The organism is Streptomyces phaeofaciens, assembly GCF_014648915.1.
Taxonomy (GTDB): domain Bacteria; phylum Actinomycetota; class Actinomycetes; order Streptomycetales; family Streptomycetaceae; genus Streptomyces; species Streptomyces phaeofaciens.
The window spans coordinates 39422-57066 of the sequence record NZ_BMSA01000008.1; the positions used below are offsets into that span (position 1 = coordinate 39422).

At 69.9% G+C, this 17645-nt stretch carries 9 protein-coding genes; 5 read left to right on the forward strand and 4 right to left on the reverse strand.

The window, feature by feature from the left end; genetic code table 11:
- The first annotated feature begins 12 nt into the window (after window positions 1-12).
- The 4 genes from IE275_RS15835 to IE275_RS15850 all read left to right on the forward strand — a co-directional run bounded on the left by IE275_RS15835 (window position 13) and on the right by IE275_RS15850 (window position 11798).
- Window positions 13-2202, forward strand: a complete 2190-nt coding sequence (locus IE275_RS15835) for an N-6 DNA methylase (RefSeq protein ID WP_189711928.1) — start codon at window positions 13-15, stop codon at window positions 2200-2202.
- Window positions 2203-2403: 201 nt separating this feature from the next.
- Window positions 2404-3648 carry a serine/threonine-protein kinase gene (locus tag IE275_RS15840; protein WP_229870258.1) on the forward strand — a complete coding sequence of 415 codons (1245 nt, stop codon included), beginning with the start codon at window positions 2404-2406 and terminating at the stop codon, window positions 3646-3648.
- Window positions 3649-3789: 141 nt separating this feature from the next.
- Entirely contained in the window at window positions 3790-6675 is a 2886-nt protein-coding gene (locus tag IE275_RS15845; protein WP_189711930.1) for a DEAD/DEAH box helicase, read from the forward strand.
- A 23-nt stretch (window positions 6676-6698) separates the two neighbouring features.
- Window positions 6699-11798 carry a class I SAM-dependent DNA methyltransferase gene (locus IE275_RS15850; RefSeq protein ID WP_189711931.1) on the forward strand — a complete coding sequence of 1700 codons (5100 nt, stop codon included), beginning with the start codon at window positions 6699-6701 and terminating at the stop codon, window positions 11796-11798.
- Window positions 11799-11905: 107 nt separating this feature from the next.
- On the opposite strand, the gene IE275_RS15855 is transcribed toward IE275_RS15850, so the two are convergent.
- The 3 genes from IE275_RS15855 to IE275_RS15860 are packed head-to-tail and all read right to left on the reverse strand — an operon-like array spanning window position 11906 to window position 13428.
- A complete protein-coding gene (locus tag IE275_RS15855; protein ID WP_189711932.1) occupies window positions 11906-12112 on the reverse strand; it encodes a DUF397 domain-containing protein in 207 nt (68 codons plus the stop codon).
- On the reverse strand, window positions 12109-12273 hold the full coding sequence (locus tag IE275_RS45945; protein ID WP_373299233.1) for a Scr1 family TA system antitoxin-like transcriptional regulator: 165 nt from the start codon (window positions 12271-12273) through the stop codon (window positions 12109-12111). The genes IE275_RS15855 and IE275_RS45945 overlap by 4 nt, the downstream gene beginning before the upstream one ends.
- Before the next feature lie 33 nt (window positions 12274-12306).
- Window positions 12307-13428, reverse strand: a complete 1122-nt coding sequence (locus IE275_RS15860) for a hypothetical protein (protein WP_189711933.1) — start codon at window positions 13426-13428, stop codon at window positions 12307-12309.
- 544 nt (window positions 13429-13972) lie between these two features.
- Between IE275_RS15860 and IE275_RS47075 the strand changes: the two genes are divergently transcribed.
- Window positions 13973-15154: a Scr1 family TA system antitoxin-like transcriptional regulator gene (locus IE275_RS47075; RefSeq protein WP_308435657.1), complete on the forward strand. Its 1182-nt coding sequence runs from the start codon at window positions 13973-13975 to the stop codon at window positions 15152-15154.
- Between the two features lie 122 nt (window positions 15155-15276).
- Here the strand turns inward: IE275_RS47075 and IE275_RS15870 are convergent, their stop codons facing one another.
- Window positions 15277-17538 carry a hypothetical protein gene (locus IE275_RS15870; protein ID WP_189711935.1) on the reverse strand — a complete coding sequence of 754 codons (2262 nt, stop codon included), beginning with the start codon at window positions 17536-17538 and terminating at the stop codon, window positions 15277-15279.
- Window positions 17539-17645: the final 107 nt, after the last annotated feature.

The window sequence follows — 17645 nt, forward strand, 5'->3', positions numbered from 1 at the left end:
CCCCGACCCGCCATGCCCCAGACATCCGCCCAGGTGACCGCCGCCGAGATCTCCCGCATCGCGGGGGTCACGCGGGCCACGGTCAGCAACTGGCGTCGCCGGCACGACGACTTCCCGGCGCCGTCCGGGGGCACGGACAGCAGCCCGCTGTACGACCTGGAGTCGGTACGCGCCTGGCTCGCCTCACGCGGCCACACCTCGGCGGCGAGCCCGTCGGAGGAACTGCGCACGACCCTGCGCCTGCATGGTCAGGGCGCCAGCGGCACATCGGACCTGCTGCTCCTCGTGCTGGCGGCGGCGGCCCTCCCACCGGAGGAGCTGACGGCGGCCACGGGGTTGCCGGACGCGGACCTCGTCGCCCGCGCGCAGCGCGAGGCGACCGCCGCTGCCGACACCGTGCCGGCCGCGGACGCGGTGCGTTTCGCGGCCGGTGACGCGGCGGTGCTGCGGGCGCTGTACACGTGTGTACGCGACGAGGGGGGCCAGGCCGCGCTGGGCGTGCTGGCGGAGCGGGAGCTGGAGGACAGTGCCGCGTCCGGCGCGTACACGACTCCCGCACCGCTCGCTGACCTGGTCGCCCGCCTCGTCCCCGGTTCCCCTGCCGGTGTCCTCGATCCGGCCTGTGGCAGCGGCACCCTCCTGGCGGCCGCCGCCCGCCGGGGAGCGCGCGAGCTGTACGGCCAGGACCTGCTTCCCGTGCAGGCCCGCCGCAGCGCGGTGAGCCTGATGCTGACGACTCCGGAGGCGACGGTCACCGTCCGCGCCGCCGACAGCCTCCGCGCGGACGCCTTCCCCGGTCTGCTCGTCGACGCTGTGCTGTGCAGCCCGCCGTTCGGCGTCCGCGACTGGGGCCACGACGAGCTCGTCTACGACCCCCGCTGGGCGTACGGCGTGCCTCCGCGCGCGGAGTCGGAGCTGGCGTGGGTGCAGCACGCGCTCGCCCACCTGACGCCCGGCGGTCATGCGGCGCTGCTCCTGCCGCCTGCCATGGCCGGCCGCGCGTCGGGCCGCCGCATCCGGGCGGAGCTGGTGCGCAGCGGTGCCCTGCGCGCGGTGATCGCCCTGCCGACCGGCGCGGCGGTCCCCCTCCACGTCGGCCTCCAGATCTGGGTGCTGCAACGGCCCGAGCCGGGCGGCCCGGAGCGCAAGTCGGTCCTGTTCGTGGACACGGCGGCGGAGGCGCAGGGGCCAGGGGGGCGCGAGGGTACGGCGGTGCCCGCACGCACGCGGGGCGGGAGCCGGTCCGCCACCCTGGACTGGGAGGGGATCACCGCGCGGGCCCTGGGTGCGTGGCGGGCGTTCACGGAGAGCCCGGACACGTTCGAGGGCGAGCCCGGTGTCGCACATGCGGCGGGTGTCGTGGACCTGCTGGACGACATGGTGGACCTGACCCCGGCACGGCTCGTACGGGCCTCACGGGCGGAGATCGACCCGGCGGAACTGTCCGCGGAGGTCGACGCCACCCGCCTGAACCTCGTCAGGGCCGCGAAGTCCCTCACGCGGACAGCCGGCCACGAGGCCTGGAGCGCCGCGGGTGCCTCGCCCCGCGAGTGGCGCACGGCGACGGCGTCCGACCTGATGCGCGGCGGGGCGCTCACCCTGCTGCGCCCCTTGCCGGAGACCGTGCGGACCCGCGCGCAGGTCGCGAGGGGCGAAACCGGCGAGGACGGGAAGCCCGAGACACGGCCGGTCCTCACCAACGGGGACATCGCGTCCGGGTCGGGCCCCACGGGAACCCCGGCGGGGCCGCACGACGACACCGCACCCGTGATCGCCGTCGGGGACGTCCTCGTGCGGGCGGTGGCGAGCGGCGACGGCCCCATGGCACGGGTGGCGGGCGAGGAGGACGCCGGGGCGCTGCTCGGCAACGTCCACCTCTTCCGGCCCGACCCGGCCCGCCTGGACCCGTGGTTCCTCGCAGGCTTCCTGGGCTCGGAGGAGAACATCGCGGGCGCGTCGACGGGCAGCACGGTTCTGACCGTCAGCCCGGGCCGGCTGCGCGTGCCCCTGCTGCCGCTGGAGGAACAGCGGCGGTACGGGGAGGCGTTCCGGCACGTGCACGACCTCCGGGCGGAGGCCCGGCGGGCGACACGGCTGGCGGAGGACACGGCACGGCTGCTGGCGGGAGGGCTGACCGGGGGGCAGTTGCTGCCGTCGCGGGAGGCGACCTCACGTCCGCCGAGCGGCCACCCATCCCGCTAAGCGGTGCATCGTCGCCAGGACCACTCTCACGCCCGCCACGCCCGGTCGGAACTCTTCACCAGTTCTCCACCCGGAGAGGTTGACATCTCCGTTCCGCAATCCCCGTCCCCGCCCACGAGTGCATCCACTACCGTGTCTCCAGGCGCGCATCGCGGCTGATCAGACGCCCGCCACGACCGAATTTCGAGGACACACGTGCAGATGACGCCCCTGAACCCCGAGGACCCGCCCTCACTGGGCGACTTCGAACTCCTCGGCCGGATCGGCCAGGGAGGCATGGGCCAGGTCTTCCTGGGAGAGTCGCCCGGCGGTGAACCCGCCGCGGTGAAGGTGATCAAGCCCTCGGTCGTGGACTTCGAGTCCCGCCAACGGTTCGCGCAGGAGATCGAGGTGCTCAAGACCATCTGGGGCCCGCGCATCGCGGCGTTCCTGGGAGCCGACGCGGAGGCGGATCAACCCTGGCTGGCCACCGAGTACGTGGACGGCCCGGACCTCGCCCGGCACGTCAAGACGCACGGACCGCTCCCGTCCGTCCTCACCGCCGCGCTCGGCGCGGTCCTCGCCGAGGCACTGTCGGCCGTGCACACGCAGGACCTGCTCCACCGCGACCTCAAGCCCGCCAACGTCCTGCTCGGGCCGAACGGCCCGAAGATCATCGACTTCGGCCTGGCCGCCTTCACCGAGTCGCACGTCTCCCTCACCGCTCCCCACCAGGTCGTCGGCACCCCGATCTGCATGGCTCCCGAGCAGGCCGCCGGTGTGAAGCCCCTGACGGCGGCCGTGGACGTATACGCGCTGGGCGCGCTGCTCCTTTTCGCCGCGACAGGTCACTACCCGCACGAGGCGGCGACCCCTTACATGGTGTTCCACCTCGTCACCGACCCCGGTACGGCCCCGGACCTGTCCGGTACACCCGGCGAACTGCTGCCGCTCCTGACCGGCATGCTCGCCCAGGACGCCGGGGACCGGCCTTCGCTGACCGATGTGGTGCAGCAGTGCCGCTCGGTGATCGAGGCCCAGGGCATGAAGATCGCCCAAGCGCGTCGCAGGCTCACCGCGCACACCGCTGGGCAACGTCACAAGACCGCGCCCGCCGCCGACGCCCCCACCCTCCCCCGGCCCGCACCCGCGAGCGACACGGACACCGCCCCGGCCGCCCAGGACGTACCGGCCCCGCCCGCTTCCCCTTCCCCGGCTCCCTCCCCCACCGTGGTCGAGACCGTCCCCGATCTCACCGACCCGCCGGTTCGGGACTCGCCCGACCCCACGCCTCCCACCGGGGAGGGTCCCTCCGGCGGCCCCCGCCGCGAGCGGCCGGCGCCGAACCGCCCGCCCACGGCGTCCGGGCGGCCCCGGCAAGGAACGCAGACGCCGCGGCACTCCCCGCAGGCCCGCAGGACCGCGGAACGCCTCCGAACCGCGTACGCGGCGAGCGCTCCCTTCTGAGACCCGCACCCGGCCTGCCGCACCGGGCCGCACGGCCACTCCCCCCGTCCGCGCGTCCCGCCGCTTCGACGGTGACGCCACCGGACGACCCGTGACAGAACACACCCACCCCACCGACACGACCGCCCAGGAGGCAACCGCGTGACCGCCGACTTGAGCATCGCTCCCGCGACGAGCGGCGAGGACGCCCAGTTCCCGCCGGGCGCCCAGATCCTCGTACGGGACGAGGTGTGGCTGGTCCGCAACGCGACGCGGACGGAGCACGACGGCGCACGGATCGAGGCCGTCGGCGCCTCGGACTTCGTGCGCGACCAGGAGGCGGTGTTCTTCACCGGGCTGGACCGGATCGAGCTGCTCGACCCGCGGCAGACCCGTCTGGTGCGCGACGACTCGCCGAACTTCCGCCGCTCGCGCCTGTTCCTGGAGGCGGTCCTGCGCAAGACCCCGCTGCCGCAGGCCGAGCGCGGCCTCGCGCTCGCGGATTCTTTCCTCCTGGACTCGCTCCCCTATCAACAGCGTCCCGCGCAGCTCGCTCTGTCGGGCCGCAACCTGCGCCCCCGCGTGCTCATCGCGGACGTCGTCGGTCTCGGCAAGACCCTGGAGATCGGCCTCACCCTCGCCGAGCTGATCCGCCGGGGCCGGGGCGAGCGCATCCTCGTCGTCACCCCGCAGCACGTCCTGGAGCAGTTCCAGCACGAGCTGTGGACACGGTTCGCGATCCCGCTGGTGCGTCTGGACTCGGTGGGCATCGAGCGGATCCAGCGGGAGATCCCCGCGGGCCGCAACCCCTTCACGTACTTCAAGCGGGTCATCGTCTCCATCGACACCCTGAAGAACACCGACCAGTACAAGCACCACCTGGAGCGGATCACCTGGGACGCGGTCGTCATCGACGAGTCGCACAACCTCATCAACAAGGGCTCCCTGCGCAACCAGCTGGCCCGCACGCTGGCCCCGCACACCGACGCCCTGCTGCTGGCCTCCGCGACCCCGCACAACGGCGACGCCCGCTCCTTCGCCGAGCTGATCTCCCTGCTCGACCCGGCCGCGATCCGCGATCCCGAGCACTACCGCGCCGAGGACATCAAGCACCTGTTCATCCGGCGCACCAAGGTCAGTCCCGAGGTGCGCGAGCAGATGAAGGGCCAGTGGGCGGACCGCGGCCCCTCCCGCTCGGTCCGGGTGACGGCCACGCCCGCCGAGGAGAAGGTCTTCGAGGAACTGGCCGCGGTCTGGCTGCCGTCCGACGGTTCGAAGTCGGTCAGTGACGTCCCCCTGTTCCCCTACACCCTGCTGAAGTCCTTCCTCTCCTCCCACACGGCGCTGAAGGCCACGGTCAGCACGCGCATCAAGACGCTGGAGAAGAAGGACGCCCCGGAGGCGACGGCCGCCGAGCGCGCGGCCCTGCACCGGCTGCTGGAGCTGGCGTCGGGCATGGAGGAGGAGGACTCGGGCAAGTTCGGGGCCCTGCTGGAGCAGTTGAGGGAGATCGGGGTCGGACCGAGGTCCGACAAGCGGGTCGTGGTCTTCTCCGAGCGGGTGCAGACCCTGGAGTGGCTGGCGCGGACCGTGCCGGGGGCCCTCGGCTTCAAGGGGAAGGCCGCCCAGGAGGCGGCCCGGGTCATGCACGGCGGTCTGTCGGACGAGCAGCAGATGCAGTGCGTGGAGGACTTCGGCCTCGCGGACACGCCCGTACGGATCCTGTTCACCGGCGACGTCGCCTCCGAGGGCGTCAACCTGCACCGCCAGTGCCACCAGCTCGTCCACTACGACGTGCCCTGGTCGCTCATCCGCATCGAGCAGCGCAACGGCCGTATCGACCGCTACGGGCAGCCGCACCAGCCGCAGTTCAAGGCGCTGATCCTCACCAGCTCCGTCGACGGCGCCAAGGACGACACGCTCGTCGCGGAGCGCCTGCTGGAGCGCGAGGCCCAGGCCCACCAGTCGCTGGGCACGGCGGAGGCGGTCTCCGGCCTCTACCGGGCCGAGGCCGAGGAGAAGTCCCTCATCCAGGACCTGCTGCGGGGCCGCACCGTGGACGAGTCCCTGGACGCCGACCGCACCTCCGACACCGACGACGGCGTGGACGACTTCCTCGCCGACTTCTTCGGCGCCGTGAACGACGAACCGGAGGAGGACGCGGCCACCACCGAAGCGGGCGGCGGCGACGGCAGCGGGGCAGTACCCCGGGCGCACGTGCCCCGGCTGTTCGCCTCCGCCCGCGAGTTCCTCGACGAGGCGCTGCGCGAGGTCTACCCGGACGCCCACGACCGGCTGGACCTGTCCACCGACCCGGAGACCGGCTTGCTCTCCTTCGTCCCGCCCTCCGACCTGGTACACCGCCTCAAGGCGCTGCCCCCGGACTACATCCGCGAGCAGGGCCTGCGCGACCGTCTGAAGGTCACCTTCAACCGGCGGCTCGCCGACCACAGCCTGACGCGCGCCCGCGCCTCGGCGACCTCCAGCTGGCCCGACATCTCCCTGCTGACCGACCTGCACCCGGTCATGGAGTGGCTCACCGACAAGGTCCTGGTCCGCCTGGACCGCCAGGAGGCCCCGGTGCTGACCGCCGACGTGCCGCAGCCCACGTACCTCGTCCAGGGCATCTACTCCAACGCGCTCGGCCGCCCGACCGTCGTCAAGTGGATGGCGGTCACCACCGACGGCGAGGTCGACGACGACATGGTGGCGGTGCTGCACCGCGCCCAGGTCGGCCCGACGATGGCGAACCCGGGCCTCGCCCACGACCCGGCCCGCCTCGCCGAGGCGATCCCCGGCGTCCTGGACACCGCGGAGGCGTTCCTGGAACGGCACCGCGCCGCGTGGAACGAACCGCTCAGGGCCCCCATCGAGGAGTACAAGACCCGCCTGGGCTCCTGGGAGCAGCCGACACTGACGGGCAGTGCCGCCGCGCCCACCGGCACCCGCGAACGCCTCGCCTCCCTCGCGGACTCCCTCCTCACCACCGGCCGCCCGATGCTGCGGGTCCTCGCCGTCCTGGCCCCCGCCACCGCCCACGCCGCCTGACCGACCCGCAGAGGTACACGAAGATGACGTACGACAGCCTGGTCAACCGCGGCGACTACTTCTCCGCGCACTACCTCGCCGAGATCCTCCCCAAGGACCTCAAGTCCGGCCTGCTCGCCGAATGGAAGCAGCGCGAGGAGGACGCCGCCGGCACCGAGCGGCCCGAGGGCGCCCTGCCCGTCACCCCGCGCGCGGGCCTGCGGGCGCTGCGCCGCCCCTACTTCGCGGCCCGCTCCTACTTCACGATGGACGAGGAGCGGGCGGCGACCGGCGACGACGCCGTGACGTACGACGCCCCCGAGTGGCGCGACCGCGTCCGCACGCTCAACACGGAGGTGCTGCACGCCCTCGGCTTCGACGCCAAGCCGGGCACGCTCACCGTCGTCCGCGCCGACCAGTCCCACGAGGTGACGGTCGCGCACGCGGAGAAGGACCTCGTCGCCCTGGACTGCGGCTGGTCCGCCGAACCCGACGACGCCCTGGACCCCGACGGCCCCGGACGCCTCCTGGACGAACTGCGCCTGGACGGCCAGCACACGATCACCACCGGCTCCAAGCTCGCCTCCTTCCTGTTCGCCTGCGAGGACGCCCCCCGCTACGTCCTGCTGCTGGTCGGCGGCGTCGTCGTGCTCGCCGACCGGGCCGCGTGGGGCGAGGGCCGCTACCTGGCGGTCTCGCTGGACGCGGCGCTGGAGCGCAACGACGTCAAGGCGGGCGGCGAACTCGACACGGCGGCCGCCCTGTTCGGCGCCGACTCGCTGCGCACCCCGGAGGAGGGAGGCGAGAACCCCCTCGCGTCCCTGCTCGACAAGTCGACCAAGCACGCGGTGGGCGTCTCCAGCGAACTCCGCGACGGTCTGCGGCTGAGCGTCGAACTGATCGCCAACGAGGTCCTGGACCGGCTGCGCGAGGCCGGCGTCCGCCCGGAGGAGGTCAAGGAACTCCCCGAGCTGGGCCGCCAGTTGACCCGCGAGTCGCTGCGCTACCTGTACCGCGTCCTGTTCCTGCTCTACGCGGAGGCCCGCCCCGAACTGGGCATCCTGCCCTCGGACTACCCCGAGTACCAGCTGGGCTACGGCCTCGGCCGCCTCGGCGAGCTGATCGCCGAGCGCGACCTCGTCGACGAGAAGTCCCGCAAGGGCTTCTACCTGTACGAGTCGCTGGACCTGCTCTTCCGCAAGGTCCAGGAGGGCCACCGCCCGCGCCGCACCCACGGCGTGGACGCGGAGTCCGCCGACGCCGTCACCGCGAAGACGTCGGAGGACATGGGCCTGCGCTTCGAGCCGCTGCACTCCAAGCTGTTCGAGCCGGAGGCGATCCGGCTGATCGGCCGCGACACCGTCCCGGACCCGCGCGTCGACACCGAGGCGGACGCCGGCGGCGAGGACGAGCCGGGCGGGGAGCGCTTCGTCGACACCCGCCTGCGCAACGAGGCGCTCTACCGGGTGCTGCGCCTGCTGATGCTGACCCGCGGCAAGCGGCGCGAGCGCGGCGGCTTCATCTCCTACGCCCAGCTCGGCATCAACCAGCTCGGCGCCGTGTACGAAGGCCTGATGTCCTACTCGGGCTTCGTCGCGGGCGAGGAGCTGTACGAGGTCGCGAAGAACGGCGACCCGAAGGACGGCTCCTGGCTGGTCCCGGCGACGAAGGCCGACGAGTACCCCGACGAGGTGTTCGTCCGCCAGAAGGACGAGGACACCGGCGTGGAGGAGCGCGTGCGGTACGCGCCGGGCGCGTTCGTGTACCGCCTGTCGGGCCGCGACCGCCAGACGTCGGCCTCGTACTACACGCCCGAGTCGCTGACCCGCGTGACGGTCCAACTGGCCCTGCAGCACCGCCTGGACCAGGACGACACGGTCACCGAGGCCCGCGAACTCCTCGACTGGAAGATCTGCGAGCCGGCGCTCGGCTCGGGCGCGTTCCTCAACGAGGCGATCAACCAGGTCGCGGCGGAGTACCTGCGGCGCCGCCAGGACGAGTTGGGCGTCGCCGTCGACACGGAGAAGTACGCGGTCGAACTCCAGAAGGCCAAGGCGTACATCGCCCTGCACAACTCCTACGGCGTCGACCTCAACAACACGGCCGTGGAGCTGGCGGAGGTCTCGCTGTGGCTGAACACCATGCACCCCGGCATGGAGGCCCCGTGGTTCGGCCTGCACCTGCGGCGGGGCAACTCGCTGATCGGTGGACGGCGGGAGGTGTACTCCGCCGAGCGCCTGAAGAAGGGCGGCTGGCTGGGCACGACGCCGGAACGCTTCCCGCTGTCGGAGGCCCTGGCGGGCGCCCCGCTGCCCGAGGGCGCCGTCCACCACTTCCTCCTCCCGGCGAAGGAGTGGGGCGCGGTCGCCGCCGAGAAGGAGGCCAAGGCGCTGGCCCCGGAGGAGGCGAAGGCGCTGGCCGCCTGGCGCAAGGCGATCACCAAGTCCCCCAGCCCCGCGCAGACCAAGCGGTTGCAGGGCCTGGCACGGCGGGCGGAGTACCTGTGGGGGCTGGTCGTCCGCCGGCTGGAGATCTCCGAACGGGAGATCTCACGGCGCATCGACGTCTGGGGCGCGGAGGACGGCTGGCTGCGCTCGCCCGAGGTCGCGGTCCCGAGGGAGAAGGTCAAGGCCGACCTGGAAGCGGTCGACACCCCGTACTGGCGCCTGAAGACGCTGATGGACGCGTGGTGCGCGCTGTGGTTCTGGCCCGTGCAGGAGGCTGCGCTGCTGGACGGCTCGCACGAGTCGTACGCACGGGCGGCGGAGGTCGCGTCGCAGTCGGCGGGGTGGACGGTGACGGCGGCGCCGGTCGCGATTCCGGCTCAGTCGGGTGCGGCTGCGCGGGAGACGTACGAGTCGGAGGACCTGTTCGGTGAGGTCCAGGTCGTCGAGGTCAAGGCGAAGGGCGCGCGGGGCGGCAGCCGCAAGGAGCAGATCCGGGGCGAGCGCCGCCCGGTCGTCGCGCTGGCCTCACTAGACGACTGGCTCGACTTCGCCGAGTCGCTGCTGGGCACGCAGGACGTGGCCGCGGACTCGCTGGTGGCCCAGTTCGAGACGCTGGACGCGCTGGAGCGGTACGAGGACGAGCTGCCCGAGTGGATGGGCATGGAGAGGTTCACGTCGCTGGAGTCGCGGTATCCGTGGGCGGGGGTCGCACGGGATGTGGCTGAGCGGCAGGGGTTCTTTCACTGGGAATTGGAGTTCGGGCAGGTCTTCGGTAGTCGGGGCGGGTTTGACTTGCAGGTGGGGAATCCGCCTTGGGTTCGGCCTGACTGGCAAGAGGACGCTGTCCTGGCGGAACTAGAGCCTTGGTTCAAACTCTCTAGCAAACCGAGCACGGAAGAGTGGAGGCTCCGAAAAGCGGAGACTCTAGAAAGTTACGGGCCCCGCTACTTCCTGGAAGAACTCTCCACGAATACTGGACTCGGTGAATCATTGACTTCACCGGTGTTCTATCCCCTAATTTCTGGGTCTCGACCAAACCTGTACCGCTCCTTCATGTGTCAGGTTTGGCACCATTCAAACCTTTTCGGATCATCCGGGATGATCCACCCTGACACCCACCTCGAGGGCTCCAAAGATGGGCGCCTCCGAGCAGAGGCATACCATCACCTAAGGCTGCATGCAACTTTTATCAACTCAGGGAACTGGGCCTTCGAGATCGGCCGAACCGTTCCCTTCGGATTGCACATCTATGGCTCACGGAATCCGAGCATTGACTTCCTCACCCTTAGCCAACTGCACTCCGCGTCAGTACTTCTCGAATCCCTGAAGCATGACGGCTCCGGGCCAATCCCCGCACAGAAGTCCGGAGGAACCTGGGACGTAAGGCCTCATAAGTCACGACTAATTCGAGTGACACCGAGGCTACTGATTCAATGGCAAACTCTTCTAGCAGGCGAGACATCACCGGTCGAGCAAACTCAACTGCTGCATTCAATTACTACACACGAACAGGAAGCTATCGTCGCACTGGCACGCGTCACGGATAGGTTGAGGGCCCACAAGCCCTTCATCAGCACCGGCTACAACGAAACAAACGCCAAACAGGATGGCATTATTCGGCACGAGGTGGGCGACAGAGAGAATTGGGATGAAGTAATCCTACAGGGCTCACACTTCTCAGCAGCCACTCCATTCGCCAAGCAACCAAATCTGCCCATGCGCAACGGGAAAGACTGGATCCAATGGGACCTGGCTAGCCTATCCGAAGATGAAATTCCGCGAAGCACCTACGCACGAGCTTGCGATCGCAACATTTTCGAGGCGGCACAAGACCGCTGGGATGACAGCCCAAGCACTAAGACTTATCGGCTAGCCTGGCGGCGAATGATCGACCCAAAGAATACAGAGCGGAGCCTTTTCGCGACACTAATTCCCCCCGGCCCACCCCATGTACACACAGTGAATTCCATGGCGTTCACGAACGATAAAGATACTGCCCTTAATGCAGGATTCTGGGCCTCTCTGCCGCTTGACTATCTCCTGCGCGTAACAGGACGTTCTGATCTTCAGCAAGGCGAGGCACTTAAAATGCCTGCCGCCACTTCGGGCCACCCTTTGACTCATCCTCTCCTTCTGCGCACCCTGCGCTTGAACGCGCTAACCAATGCCTACGCACCTCTATGGGAAGCTCTTTTCGATAAGACCTGGCCAGCCTATGAGGATTGGGCCAATCCAAACTGGCCTAAAATCAGCCCACTCGCCACACACCTGCGCCCTAATTGGATGCACGACACTCCGCTCCGCACTGAATACGCACGCCGAGCCGCCCTCGTGGAGATTGACGCCCTAGTGTCCGTCTGGCTTGGCATCACTGCGGGCCAGCTAGTCGCGATTTATAAGTCTCGCTATGCGGTTCTCTCTGATCGCGAATCGGCAATGTACTTTGATGCCGCCGGACGCAGGATCGCATCTGATCCCTACGCCTACGGTCACGGCCAAGGGAAAGACACGTACCTCGCCCTGCTCTCGCACCTGGAGACCCCAGAGATCACGCCACCCCCGGTCGGATACACCGCCCCCTTCTACAAGGCCGACCGTGAGGCCGAGATGCGGGCCGCACACGCGCACTTCCAGGATCGCCTAGACAAGGAGATCGCTGCTGGTCGCTGGGTTCCGCCCGGAAGTCGCGAGGCCTGATTTCCGCTCCTTACAGTGACGGTCGGCGCTTCCTTATGAGAAGCGCCGACCGTCGCGAGCCACTATGCAACTCCGCCCGCCCAGCCATCGGACCGACGGGCTCACGTTCACATCGCCCGGAGCAACGCCACCCACGCCACCGAGCCAACTTTCAGCACAGCCCCGCCGCCCTGCCCCACGCACTTCGAGTCACGCACATGCACGCCGACAGCCGTAAGGGCGACCTCAACGCACTCACCGCCCGACCCCGTGCTGTAACTGCTGGTGCGCCAGGGCAGATTGGTCTCACCGTGCGTCGCGTCTTCCGCGTTCATAGCTCTCCCAGCATCTTTTCGAGGAGCCCCAAGGACTCGCGTGGGGTCAGGGCCTGAGCACGCAGGATGCCGTACTGCTCCTCGTACTCGCGCACCGACCTCCGCTCGCTGAAGATTCGGCTGTCGTTGCGTGCCTCAACGTACGGGAGTGTGCTGTACATGAGGCGGCGGGCCGCCTCGCACCCCGTCCAGCGTCAGACTCGGCAGCAGCGATCCCGAAGTTCGGAGATGACGGCCTTCTCGCGCGCGTTGACGTCACCGTCCACAGTGGCCACCCGGTCGGCCACGTCGAGGATGTCGCTCAGATCCCCCTGCTCGGCGTCGATGCGCCGCCACACTTCGGCGGGGTCGATGTCGACAAGACGGGCGAGCTCGTCGTCGACCAGCTGATGCCGCTCCCGGACGATTCGCACCAAGTGCCGCATCAGCAGCGCCTCGTCGTCGGCTATCTTGGCGTTCGCCCTGATGACGAGCCACGCGACCCACAGCATCAACTGCGGGTGCTGACTCCGCTTGCTCAGATTCTCGGCGAGTTCGATCACCCGCGCCTCGTTCCGGAAGACGGCCTGCGCGTGCCGGCCCGCGAAGAGCGTGGTGTAGCGGTTCAGCAGGACGGCGAGGGGGACGCCGACCAGGGGAATACCGATCTTGATGACGTTGCGCTGCAGGAGGTGCTTCCCGACGACGGGGAGTGCCTTCCCGGCGGCGAGCGCCGAATTCGAGTAGAAGCGCTTGACCAACGGTCGCACCAGGGCCGGGACCGCCTTGACCACGGTCTTGTTGGCCGCTTCGCCGCTCTTGATCGTGAAGGCCACGCGGATCAGCTTCCACAGGTCCTCGGGGTCGTTCACGTCGAGCGGGACCCGGTAGAGCACGGAGATGTCGTAGGCCAGGCGAAGCTGGAGCTGGCTGATGAACGCGACGTCGACCATCATGGTCGCCACGGCCGCGGGGACGGTCGCGGGTGAGGCACCCCCGAGGCTTCCGATGGTGGCGGCGACGGTCGCCGTGTAGGCGCCGGCGGAGAGCCCTCCTTCGAGCGCGGCGTACCGGGCCGCCATCTTGATCCGCTGATCCACGATGGCATCCGCGGGCACGCCCTCGTACCGCTCCTGGAAGTACTGCCAGTCGACCTTCTCGGTGTACGTGTTCATGGCATGGGCGGCGAGCTTGGTGAACCAGTTGCCCGACTTGATGTCGTCAGCGCTCAGGCCCTTGATGAACTTCTTCAGCTCGGCCTGCTCTTGCTCTACGACCTTCCGGTCGGCTTCGTCGTCCCCATCGATGTCGGCAACGTCCGGCGGAGCTTGGGTCATGGCGAGTTCCCCCCAGGTGGTTCAGCGAGTAGCCGGATAGCGGGGTTCGGACAACCCCGCTCACGTCTCGACACGGTGACTCGGTGAGCAGCACATCGGCCGACGGATGTCACGTTGAGCTGCACCTTAGCGTGTCGTCATGGGGCTGATGCCGGTCTTCCGACCTTTGTCATCACCGCCTTCACGGCGGCGAACCGAGTCACACCTCAGGCGACTTCGAGTTGGTCCGACACCGCGAACGGCGACGCGTCGGCAGCCTTCACTGCCTCTTCGCCGCGAGCCCCTCGGCAACTCCCGTCTCCCACGGGGTTTCGAGCAATGGCACGGTGTTCCTGGAGCGGTGGTGAGCCGCGGGTGCGTGTGTGCAGGGGGCGCTGCACGCCGGGGGGAGGGCGCCGGTACGCGGTGCGGGGGAGACGGTGCCGGTTCGGGGGACGGATACGCTGCGTGTCTTTATGGTGGGCGGAGAGTGAAGGACGCCCGCCGTACAGCAGGCTTCTGTACCGGCGTTTCTGGGCGGGCGGGGCGAGGGGAGAAGGCACCGTTGACGGGGAACGGCGAGAGCGAGACGGGCATCATCCGGTGCTTCGGGCAGCAGGTGCGGCTGCTGCGGACGAGCCGGGGGCTGACGCGGGCGGAGTTGGGCGCGAAGCTTGGGTACAGCGAGGACATGGTCACCTCGGTGGAGCTGGGGCGGCGGATCCCGAAACCGGAGTTCATCGACCGGGCGGATGCTGTGCTGGAGGCCGGCGGTCTGCTGGCGGTGATGAAGGAGGAGGTGGGGCTGGCACGGTACCCGGCGTTTTTCCGGGACGCGGCGAAGCTGGAGGCGGAGGCGGTTGAGCTGCATGTTTATGCCAGCAAGGCTGTGCCTGGTCTGTTGCAGACGGAGGAGTACGCGAGGGCGGTCTGTGAGATGTGGCTGCCTCTGCTGGACCCTGAGACCGTCAACCAGCGTGTGGGATCCCGTCTCGCTCGCCAGGTGATCCTCGACCGCCAGCCGTCCCCCACGATCAGCTTCGTCATCGAGGAGCATGTGCTGCGTAGACCCCTGGGTGGGAGGGAGGTCATGCGAGGCCAGTTGGAGGAAGTGCTGCTTCGCGCGCAACAGAGGAACGTGGTTGTTCAGGTCATGCCGATCGGTTGCGTGGAACACGCGGCCCTGGACGGGCCGTTCACTCTCTACGAGACGCAGAAGGGCCAGCGGCTCGCGTACGAGCGTCACGCCTGGCGGCACGCCCGACCCGGCCGCCACGCTGGCCGCATGCACAGCCCTTCCCCCCAGCGGCACCGGGCACCCGCCCCCACGCCGCCCCCCGAGTTCGCCATGGCCTTCACCTCCACCCCGCGAGGCGCCCGCCTGGCCCGGCTGTTCGTCTCGCACTGCCTGGACTCCTGGGGGCACCCCTACGACGGCGGCGTCAACGAGACGCTGACCCTGATCACCGCCGAGCTGTGCGCCAACGCCGTACGGCACGGACGGGTGCCCGGCCGGGACTTCCACGTCCGGCTGGCCGCCGAGGCGGACGGCGGGCGGCTGCGCCTGGAGGTCTCCGACAGCCGCGCGGAACGCCCGCCCGCCGTCACCGCCCCCACGGCCCCCGACGCCGAGTCCGAGTCCGGCCGCGGCCTCCTCCTCGTCACCTCCCTGGCCGACGGCTGGGGCGTCACCGACCGCCGGCCCGGGACCGGCAAGACAGTGTGGGCGGTCGTCGACGTCGGTTGAGTCCGAGGAGGAGAGGAACCGGACGCACCGGGCACAGCCTCGCGCGCGCAGTTCGCCGAGCCCGTTCCGCGATCAGGGAGACGTCCCGGGAAGTCTTCCGTCACGCGGCGAGGCGCCGTCCCTCACCGCGTGGCCGGTGGAAGCCAGTCGGCGAAGATCTCCGGAAGGCGGTGCAGGTCCTGGGCCGTCACCGTGACGAGGCGCAGGCCGGCCAGGCGGGCCAGTTCGCGCTTGCGTGCGACCTTCGCCGCGTACGTCTGGCGTTCCATCAACCCCAGGGCCTCGACGAACGTGCCGTCGGCGAGGCGCCAGTCGGCGCGCAGCCCCGTCGTGTTGAGTTCCGGATGGCGCGGGTAGTGCGGCTCCGGTTCGTGCGCCACGCCCCAGTGGTGCAGGAAGTCGTCCACGTGCCGTTCGAAGAGTGAGCGGCACAGGTGGCCGTCCGTGGCCACGGTGACCGTGCCCATCGACGAGCGGACCCCGTCCTTGAGCAGGTCCGCGAGCTGGAGCCACTCCGTCCAGGTGCGGGCCGGGCGCGCCGGACGGGTGCTCAGCAGCGTGGAGCCGGGCCGGGGGACGAGGAAGCGGCAGAGCAGTGCCTCGTCCACGAGGGACGCGTCGGTGAACGGGACCGAGATCCGGTCCAGTTGGGCGAGGGACGGCGGTCCGGAGAACTCGATCGCGGCGAGCCTCCGGACGGCGTGCAGGATCGCCTCGGTCCACTCGCCGTCCGCGCCGTTGTCCCGCAGCACGCCGTTCTGCGCGAGTCCGCAGCAGCCGTGGCAGTAGTAGAGGCCCGGGCGGGCCGACTGGGCCGAGCGTCCGCACAGTCGGCACGGCCCCCGGTGTTCGAGATCGACGGGGGCGCCGAAGAGCGACTCCAGCGCACGCCGGTAGTAGGTGTTGTCGGCCGCGTCGTCGACGAGCGGGGGCAGGAAGTCGTCCGAAGGCGCCGGTTCCGCCGGCTTGGCGTTGAGCCATCGGCGGTGCCGCTCGGGAATCAGGCGCCGTACGGCCTCCGTCACCCGGCTGGATCTGCTGAAGGGGCTGACCTCCGACGCGGCGAACGTGGCCCGGAAGTTGTGCCTCTCCACGTCCTCGCGCGGTGCACCCCGGGTGACGAGCAGCGGGCTGACGCCGTGTCGGCGGAGCAGAACCGTCATCGGCTCGGTGAACGGACCGGCGTAGACGGTGAGGGTTCCCGAGTCCGGGTCGTACCAGCCGGCTTCGGGCAGCGCGGAGAGCGGCAGCCCGTCCTTGGACAGCCGGATCGACCAGATGCCGTTCCGGGCGACGACCGTGGCGTCGGGGAACTCGCCCAGGGTCTCCAGTCGCTCGGGCTCGTCCACGTCCACGCCGTGCGTACGCAGGGCCTCCAGCGCCTCGGCGCGGGTGCGTTCGTCGACGAGGGTGAGCGGGCCGTCCGGGTGGTGGTACCGGCCGACCTCCACCCCGGTCTCGTCGAGGACGAGGATCCTGGTGTGCTGGTAGACGGACCGGGTCGTGGCGCGCAGTCCCCGGAACCCGTGCGGCCTCTCCCGGAACTCGTCCCAGGCCCGCAGCAGGGGCAGGGCCTCGGCGTCCCGGCGCTGACGCGCCCGGTCCCGGTCGGTCTCCCGGCCCCATGTCCCGTCGGTGGCCCGGTGGTGCAGGCCCGTCCTCATCAGGATGACCAGCCGTTCCGAGAGCGCGCGGCGCAGCCCCTGCTCGACGACGGACGGGGGCGTGGAGGCCGTGCCCGAAGGCTGCTCGGTGGCTCCGGCGGCCTTCGTCCGTCGACGGTCCTCCAGGTAGTCGTCCACGAGCGTGCGGACTCTCTCCCGGGCGGGCAGGAGGACGCGCACGGACCCGATGCCGTAGCCGAACTCCTTCTGCTCCGCCCAGGAGAACGGCCGGTCGCGGTCGGGCTCCCACCCTTCGTCGACGTCCTGCCCGTCCTCCTCCTCGTAGAAGTAGCCGTCGTCCTCGAGTTCGTGGAGTTCGATCCAGCCGTGGCAGCCCACGGGCGTCCCGGTCTGCTCGGTGAGCCTGTGGATGCTCTCGCTCATAATGTGGAGACTGCTGCCGTACAGGTAGCCCATGTGCCGGTCGAGTACGGATCCGCCGTGGTGCGGCGGGGCGGCGACGGAGACGGCGCGGGAGTCGTAGTCGTTGTCCGGCCGCGGGACGAGGCCGACGCGTATGGGTATGACGATGTCGCACTTCGCCCGCGGCGGGGCCGGCACCACGCTGTCCTTCCGCAGATGGCGGAGGACGAAGGCGCGCAGGGCGGGTACCGAGTCGTCGAAGACCGCGAAGGCCGGGGTGAAATCCTGCGTCGGATCACCGGGAATCATGAGCATGCCCTCATCGGGCGCGTGCTGGATGGTCTCTCCACTCGACATGCGCAGATTATGCCAATGGCATATGCATGACTGTGAGGAAGGGGGTGCCAGTGGCCCACCGTCCTCGCCGCCGTGGGCGCGCCGCGCCTGGTCCCGGCACCCTGCGT

Excerpts from the sequence above, each read along its gene's own strand:
- IE275_RS15835 (WP_189711928.1), top strand. The coding sequence starts at position 13 with ATGCCCCAGACATCCGCCCAGGTGACCGCCGCCGAGATCTCCCGCATC.
- IE275_RS15840 (WP_229870258.1), top strand. The coding sequence starts at position 2,404 with ATGACGCCCCTGAACCCCGAGGACCCGCCCTCACTGGGCGACTTCGAA.
- IE275_RS15850 (WP_189711931.1), top strand. The coding sequence starts at position 6,699 with ATGACGTACGACAGCCTGGTCAACCGCGGCGACTACTTCTCCGCGCAC.
- IE275_RS15855 (WP_189711932.1), bottom strand. The coding sequence starts at position 12,112 with ATGAACGCGGAAGACGCGACGCACGGTGAGACCAATCTGCCCTGGCGC.
- IE275_RS45945 (WP_373299233.1), bottom strand. The coding sequence starts at position 12,273 with ATGTACAGCACACTCCCGTACGTTGAGGCACGCAACGACAGCCGAATC.
- IE275_RS15860 (WP_189711933.1), bottom strand. The coding sequence starts at position 13,428 with ATGACCCAAGCTCCGCCGGACGTTGCCGACATCGATGGGGACGACGAA.
- IE275_RS15870 (WP_189711935.1), bottom strand. The coding sequence starts at position 17,538 with ATGTCGAGTGGAGAGACCATCCAGCACGCGCCCGATGAGGGCATGCTC.